The organism is Huaxiibacter chinensis, assembly GCF_022171985.1.
In the GTDB taxonomy this organism is placed as follows: Bacteria; Pseudomonadota; Gammaproteobacteria; order Enterobacterales; family Enterobacteriaceae; genus Enterobacter; species Enterobacter chinensis_A.
Genome location: NZ_JAJVHF010000005.1, coordinates 287,172 through 294,159 on the forward strand (window position 1 = coordinate 287,172; position 6,988 = coordinate 294,159).

Sequence of the window (6,988 nt, forward strand, 5' to 3'; positions counted from 1 at the left end):
TCTTGATCTCGTTTTCTTTGTCGACGTTACATAGAATGTGCACGGAAATTAAACCTGCCTCATATTTGGAGCAAATATGGACCGCGTCCTTCATTTTGTCCTGGCACTTGTAGTCGTTACTGCACTTGCATTGCTGGTCAGCACTGACCGCAAAAATATTCGTATTCGTTATGTTGTTCAACTGCTCGTTATTGAAGTATTACTTGCGTGGTTCTTCCTGAACTCCAACGTAGGCCTGGGTTTCGTGAAAGGCTTCTCCGAAATGTTCGAAAAACTGCTCGGATTTGCTAACGAAGGGACGAACTTCGTCTTTGGCAGCATGAACGATCAAGGTCTGGCATTCTTCTTCCTGAAAGTGCTGTGCCCTATCGTCTTTATCTCTGCGCTGATCGGTATTCTGCAACACATCCGCGTTCTGCCGGTAGTGATTCGTGCGATTGGTTTCCTGTTATCCAAGGTCAACGGCATGGGTAAACTGGAATCATTCAACGCAGTCAGCTCCCTGATTCTGGGTCAGTCTGAGAACTTTATCGCCTATAAAGATATTCTTGGCAAAATGTCCCGCAATCGTATGTACACCATGGCAGCTACGGCGATGTCTACCGTTTCCATGTCTATCGTGGGTGCGTACATGACGATGCTGGAACCTAAATACGTGGTTGCGGCACTGGTACTGAACATGTTCAGCACCTTTATTGTACTCTCCCTGATCAACCCATACCGCGTTGATGCCAGCGAAGAAAACATTCAGATGTCCAACCTGCATGAAGGGCAGAGCTTCTTCGAAATGCTGGGTGAATACATTCTGGCAGGCTTCAAAGTGGCCGTGATCGTAGCCGCCATGCTGATCGGCTTCATCGCCCTGATTTCCGCACTGAACGCGCTGTTTGCGGCCGTGCTGGGTATTTCCTTCCAGGGCATTCTGGGTTACATCTTCTACCCTATTGCCTGGGTTATGGGTGTGCCAGCGCATGAAGCGCTTCAGGTTGGCAGCATCATGGCGACCAAACTGGTTTCTAACGAATTCGTGGCCATGATGGATCTGCAGAAGATCGCCAGCACCCTGTCTCCACGTGCTGAAGGTATCCTGTCCGTATTCCTCGTCTCCTTCGCCAACTTCTCATCAATCGGCATCATCGCCGGTGCGATTAAAGGTCTGAACGAAGAGCAAGGCAACGTGGTTTCCCGCTTTGGTCTGAAGCTGGTCTATGGTTCAACGCTGGTGAGCGTCCTGTCTGCTTCTATCGCAGCACTGGTTCTGTAAACCACCTCAAACGAAACCGGAGCCTGGCTCCGGTTTTTTTACGCCTGCGATTCCTCTAGCGGACGCGGTTTACCGATCAAGTACCCCTGTAAATAATCCACGCCTGAAGCAAGCAGCAACTGCCGCTGCGCATCCGTTTCCACATACTCCGCCACAACGGTGAGTGATTTTGTCTTTGCCAGGTTGCAGATGGATTTAACGATCATCGCATCCATACTGTCGGTACAGATATCTTTCACAAATGAGCCATCGATTTTGATGATATCCGCCTCCAGCCTTTTCAGCCGTTCATAGTTGGCGTAGCCGGTGCCAAAATCATCAATGGCGATTTTAAAGCCATACTCGCTCAGCTTTTGAATATTTTGAATACTGGAATCCGAACTGGAAAAAGCCTGCTCTTCCGTGATCTCAATTATGACCACCTGCGGATCGATTCCATACTGGGTAAAGAGGGCAATAATCTCCGAGGCAATCTCTTTTTGCATCAGCGTCAGCGGCATCAGATTCACTGAGAACCGGGTCACGCTGTGCGGCGAGGGGTGTGCACGCAGCCACAGAAGCAGCTTTTCCAGCACCGTAAGGTCAAAGCGATGGCTCATATTAAACTGCGCGATCAGCGGAATGAACCGGTCGGGCGAGATCAGTTCCCCGTCACTCTCCAGACGTGAAAGAATCTCGTGATACCCCTCTCCCGCCACGTTTTGAATAGGCTGAGCGTAGAGTTTGACGCCGTCCTCATCCAGCGCGCGTTTAATCCGGCTGAGCATCAGCACGCGCTCTGTTGTTTGGCCGGAAACCGTCTCCTGACTGTGGGTTAAGGCGAGCACCGTATGCGCAATACAGGACTGCTCAGAAAGCCAGCTCAGTTGACCCAACGTATGATTTAGTTGATCCCCGCTGCGGCCTTCTACCTCACCCCACGCGCCGCCAAATTCAATATCCAGTGCCGTATTGTTCCAGTAAAAATTCCGGTTATTGAGCAGATCGACGATATGTTGCAACCGTTCAGCCGTTTGCGGGCCCAGTAAAACCAGCACCATTTCACTGCCAGGAAGCTGAAAGAATTTCTCATCACTCTGCAAAAGAGGCTGAACCGACTGGGTGATAGCGCGCTTACAATGTACGCGCATCAACATGCCATAGTGACGACTGAGAAACTCAAGGTTATCCATGCGCAAACAGCAAATTTTCGCGTCAGGTTGAGCAGTCAAATAAATCTCCAGCGCACGCAGGTTTGCCAGTCCCGTTAGCGGATCGGTTAGCGCCCTCTCCTGCCAGCCTCGTTTCAGCCACTCGGTACGTTGATAAATACGCCACATGTATAAGAGGCAAATCGTAAAGGAAATCAGTACGGACAGAACAAAGGAGAGTGAGTATCCCGTTTCTACACCATTAAGAAAGTTTTTGTTATAGGTCAGCAGCGTCAGCGCCGAAAATGCCCAGCAGAGCGAAACCAGCGCATAACTTAATCGGCTGATAGCGGCGGTAAACAGAATAAAAATCACCGGTACCAGATAACCCGCAATGAATGGCGATTCAAAAGGCGCGCAAAGTATAGTGAGAACGAGCCCTAAAAGCGTTAGCCACGTGAATGTAAAAAGAGCGCTGTTTTTACTAATATAGGGCTTAATACTGCGCAGCCAGAAAGTTCTGGCATAGCGAGGATTAATAATCATTCTTAACGGATAATAGAACATCATCGTAAATATTAAGCCCGCGCATATCAGGCTTTGAATATCGATAATATGATAAATGGCGCTGCCGTCACCGAAGAACGTTGACAGTGAAACGGGAAAATCAAAGAGTTGTCCGGCCAGGTACATGGAGAGTTTGATGCCCGGCGGAATAATAAACCCCAGCCAGAAGAGGCGCACACCAAGGTGACGGTTAGGTACGCCATAGCGCCAGCGGCGGCCTAACTGCAGACGAAGCGCGCCACACGCGGCAAATACTGTAAAAACCTGACAAAACAACAGAACAGCCTGCTGTAAAAAAGTGAGATCGAAACTCAGGGCGTTGACCAGGGCAAAGCTCGTAATAACGGGAATAATTCCCCGCCGACCAAACAGCAGAATTATCGCCAGCATCAAACTTAAGGGTAGCCAGGCTAAATAGACGTCGACCCCATCGATAAGTGCGCGAGGTGAAATAGAGCGAGCCAAAGGGACAGCAAGCAGGCACAATATTTGCGCAAGCATAAATATTTTTAAATTATTACCTGATTTACTTTTCATTAATTTATTTGACAATTCATCCCGGCATTATATTGGCCTTAGGAATATTAGGTTTATTCATAGCGTGAATCAAGTTGTGGTCTACATTTAGACCGATTTTGCGCTTCGTGGTTTAGAAAACAGACAGGTTGATAACAAAAGTGAAGAGATCATTTTACGAAAGCATAAAAAAACCCCCGCTTTGCAGCGAGGGTTAGAATTTTGGTGGAGCTAAGCGGGATCGAACCGCTGACCTCTTGCATGCCATGCAAGCGCTCTCCCAGCTGAGCTATAGCCCCACAGATTTTACGTTCCAAATTCTTTGGGTGAGAATTTGGTGGAGCTAAGCGGGATCGAACCGCTGACCTCTTGCATGCCATGCAAGCGCTCTCCCAGCTGAGCTATAGCCCCAACGTAAAGCTGTCGTGTTGACGGGCGGCATAATATGAATTCCTCCGCGGGGTGTCAACGGCAAAATCATCCGGATGCTCTCAACCGCTGAAAAATCATGCAAATGAATCTTCTTGCGGCCCTCCTCGCAATCATGAGTTAACCCTGTCACGTTTTCACGTAAAAGGGTGCTATAAAATGAACCTCTATTAACCATACTCTTACTCAGGAAATTGCATGATCAAGGAACGAATGACGCCAGAAGAGTTAGCCCGGCTCACAGGTTTCAGCCGACAGACCATCAATAAATGGGTGCGCAAAGAGGGCTGGATGACATCGCCAAGGCCCGGCGTTCAGGGAGGGAAAGCGCGTCTGGTACACGTAAATGAAAACGTGCGGGAATTTATTCGCAGCGCGCGCAGAGCCACGGATGCGCCTGACGTTCCCGAAAACGTCGCGGGTGAGAGTCCACTGCATGCTTTACTCCTGACGCTGGCGAATGAAATGACACCCGACGAGCGCAAACAGATGACCTCCTTATTACTACGGGACGGAATTACCGGATTGCTACAACGCTTAGGGATTCGCGACCAGAATTGATATGAAAACACTACGGAGCAAAATGACCACGGAAGAGCTGTCCATCACGCTCGGGATGGCAAAACAAACGGTGAATCGCTGGATCCGCGAGAAAGGATGGAAAACCGAAAGAATAAACGGTGTCAAAGGCGGTCGCGCCCGATGGGTTTATGTGGATGCGCGAGTGCGGGAACATATTAAGAGTCTGCCATCGATGCGTCTGCAACAGTCCGTTTATCAGCTGGAAGAGACGCCACCCTCCTACGCTCGCCCTGTTGTGCCTGCCCTTTCACCTCAGATTTCCGACGTGCTGGCAAAAATGACAAAGCCGGAACAAGACCATCTTGAGCGCTTGCTGTTAAGAGAGGGAATCAACGGGTTTCTCAGGCGGCTGGGAATAGCAGACGAACAGGCATAAAAAACGGCAGGTCTCCCTGCCGTTATGATGCTGCCCTTGTCACTTATTGCTGGCTTTCGCGTTCCGCAATAAAGCCCAGAGCCTGGTTAATGCGCGCCACGCTGCGCGTTTTACCAATCGCATGGACGGTCACATCCAGCGCCGGAGACTGGCCCGCGCCAGTTACCGCGACGCGCAGCGGCATACCGACTTTACCCATCCCCACTTCCAGCTCGTCAGCCGTTGCCTGAATCGCATGGTGCACATTTTCGGCAGTCCAGGTCGTGATGGCTTGCAGCTTGTCACGCACCACTTCCAGCGGCTGGCGCGCCACAGGACGCAGATGTTTCTTCGCCGCATCGGCGTCAAATTCGCTGAAATCTTCGTAGAAGTAACGGCAGCTTTCTGCGATCTCTTTCAGCGTTTTGCAACGCTCGCCCAACAGGCGAACCAGATCGGCCAGTTCAGGGCCGGTACGGGTATCGATGTTCGCCTGCTCAATGTGCCACTGCAGATAGGTAGCAACGTATTCCGCAGGCATCGTATTAATATAGTGGTGGTTCAGCCACAGCAGCTTATCCGTGTTGAATGCACTGGCTGATTTGCTCACCGCGCCCAGTGAGAAGAGCTTGATCATCTCTTCACGGCTGAAGATCTCCTGGTCGCCACTGGACCAGCCCAGACGCACCAGATAGTTCAGCAAGGCTTCTGGCAGATAACCATCATCGCGATACTGCATTACGCTTACCGCACCGTGACGCTTGGACAGCTTTTTACCGTCGTCACCGTTAATCATGGAAACGTGTGCATAAACAGGAACAGGCGCGTTCAGCGCTTTGAGGATGTTTATCTGGCGCGGCGTGTTGTTGATATGATCTTCACCGCGAATCACATGGGTGATTTCCATATCCCAGTCATCGACCACGACGCAGAAGTTATAGGTTGGGGAACCATCAGTACGGCGAATAATCAGGTCGTCCAGCTCCTGGTTGCTGAATTCGATCGGGCCACGGATTTGGTCGTCGAAAATAACAGAACCTTCCTGCGGGTTGGCGAAACGCACCACGCAAGGTTCATCAGCAGCATGTTCACTGTGATCATGGCGGCAACGGCCGTCATAGCGAGGCTTTTCGCCGTTTGCCATCTGCTCTTCACGCAATGCTTCCAGGCGCTCTTTGGAGCAGTAGCATTTGTACGCCGTGCCCGCGTTAAGCATCTCGTCAATGGCGGCGTTGTAACGGTCAAAACGTTTAGTCTGGAAGTAAGGACCTTCATCCCACTCCAGATTCAGCCAGTTCATCCCGTCCATAATGGCTTCGATAGCTTCCGGCGTCGAACGCTCAAGATCGGTGTCTTCAATACGCAGCACGAACTCACCGCCGTTATGACGGGCAAAAAGCCAGGAGTAAAGGGCAGTACGTGCACCGCCGACGTGCAAATAGCCTGTCGGGCTTGGCGCGAAGCGTGTTTTGATTTTCATGAAATGGCCTTACGTTATAAAGATGCCGACGACCGGCAAATGCTGGAAAAAAACAATGGGCAATATTCTATCACTGTGGGCTGATTCCTCAATGATGTTCCCTGTTTGATATGCAGGTTTACGAATTTTGTTTATAAATCATGCGCCCTTGCCCATTCAGCGATCGTTTTGACTAATTTTACGACGAACAAACAAAATATTCAGAAAAGGCGTTGACTCATTTTCAACTCTCCCTATAATGCGACTCCACACAGCGGGGGTGATTAGCTCAGTTGGTAGAGCATCTCCTTTACACGGAGGGGGTCGGCGGTTCGAGCCCGTCATCACCCACCATCTACTTCATGTAGACTCGCCGTGTAGATAAGAATTTGAGAATGGGCGATTAGCTCAGTTGGTAGAGCATCTCCTTTACACGGAGGGGGTCGGCGGTTCGAGCCCGTCATCGCCCACCATTCTCAACGAAGATTCTTGTCAATGTAGTACCGAAGTCAGGGTGATTAGCTCAGTTGGTAGAGCACCTCCTTTACACGGAGGGGGTCGGCGGTTCGAGCCCGTCATCACCCACCATTCGGGTCGTTAGCTCAGTTGGTAGAGCAGTTGACTTTTAATCAATTGGTCGCAGGTTCGAATCCTGCACGACCCACCAATGTAAAAAGGCGCCCTAA

The 6,988-nt window shown here is 50.4% G+C and carries 5 protein-coding genes and 6 tRNA genes; 7 read left to right on the top strand and 4 right to left on the bottom strand.

The features are described from left to right. The first annotated feature begins 76 nt into the window (after nucleotides 1-76). Nucleotides 77-1,264: a nucleoside permease NupC gene (nupC, locus tag LZP96_RS14655; RefSeq protein ID WP_064326903.1), complete on the top strand. Its 1,188-nt coding sequence runs from the start codon at nucleotides 77-79 to the stop codon at nucleotides 1,262-1,264. A gap of 38 nt (nucleotides 1,265-1,302) precedes the next feature. Here the strand turns inward: nupC and LZP96_RS14660 are convergent, their stop codons facing one another. The 3 genes from LZP96_RS14660 to LZP96_RS14670 form a co-directional block, all read right to left on the bottom strand. Continuing rightward, nucleotides 1,303-3,498, bottom strand: coding sequence for a sensor domain-containing phosphodiesterase (locus tag LZP96_RS14660; protein ID WP_064326904.1), 2,196 nt, complete (start codon nucleotides 3,496-3,498; stop codon nucleotides 1,303-1,305). A gap of 202 nt (nucleotides 3,499-3,700) precedes the next feature. Continuing rightward, nucleotides 3,701-3,776: transfer RNA gene (locus LZP96_RS14665), tRNA-Ala, on the bottom strand. 36 nt (nucleotides 3,777-3,812) lie between these two features. After that, nucleotides 3,813-3,888 (bottom strand) — tRNA-Ala (locus LZP96_RS14670). 216 nt (nucleotides 3,889-4,104) lie between these two features. On the opposite strand from LZP96_RS14670, the gene LZP96_RS14675 reads away from it, so the two are divergent. Beyond that, nucleotides 4,105-4,467, top strand: coding sequence for a YfeC-like transcriptional regulator (locus LZP96_RS14675; RefSeq protein ID WP_064326905.1), 363 nt, complete (start codon nucleotides 4,105-4,107; stop codon nucleotides 4,465-4,467). A gap of 1 nt (nucleotide 4,468) precedes the next feature. After that, nucleotides 4,469-4,864, top strand: coding sequence for a YfeC-like transcriptional regulator (locus LZP96_RS14680; RefSeq protein WP_064326906.1), 396 nt, complete (start codon nucleotides 4,469-4,471; stop codon nucleotides 4,862-4,864). 43 nt (nucleotides 4,865-4,907) lie between these two features. Here LZP96_RS14680 and gltX read toward each other — a convergent pair whose 3' ends face one another. Further along, nucleotides 4,908-6,323: a glutamate--tRNA ligase gene (gene gltX, locus LZP96_RS14685; protein WP_064326907.1), complete on the bottom strand. Its 1,416-nt coding sequence runs from the start codon at nucleotides 6,321-6,323 to the stop codon at nucleotides 4,908-4,910. A 257-nt stretch (nucleotides 6,324-6,580) separates the two neighbouring features. Between gltX and LZP96_RS14690 the strand changes: the two genes are divergently transcribed. From LZP96_RS14690 to LZP96_RS14705, 4 genes are all read left to right on the top strand, one after another. Then, a tRNA-Val gene (locus LZP96_RS14690) sits at nucleotides 6,581-6,656 on the top strand. A gap of 43 nt (nucleotides 6,657-6,699) precedes the next feature. Beyond that, nucleotides 6,700-6,775: transfer RNA gene (locus tag LZP96_RS14695), tRNA-Val, on the top strand. A 39-nt stretch (nucleotides 6,776-6,814) separates the two neighbouring features. Then, nucleotides 6,815-6,890, top strand: a tRNA-Val gene (locus tag LZP96_RS14700). A 3-nt stretch (nucleotides 6,891-6,893) separates the two neighbouring features. Beyond that, nucleotides 6,894-6,969 (top strand) — tRNA-Lys (locus tag LZP96_RS14705). Nucleotides 6,970-6,988: the final 19 nt, after the last annotated feature.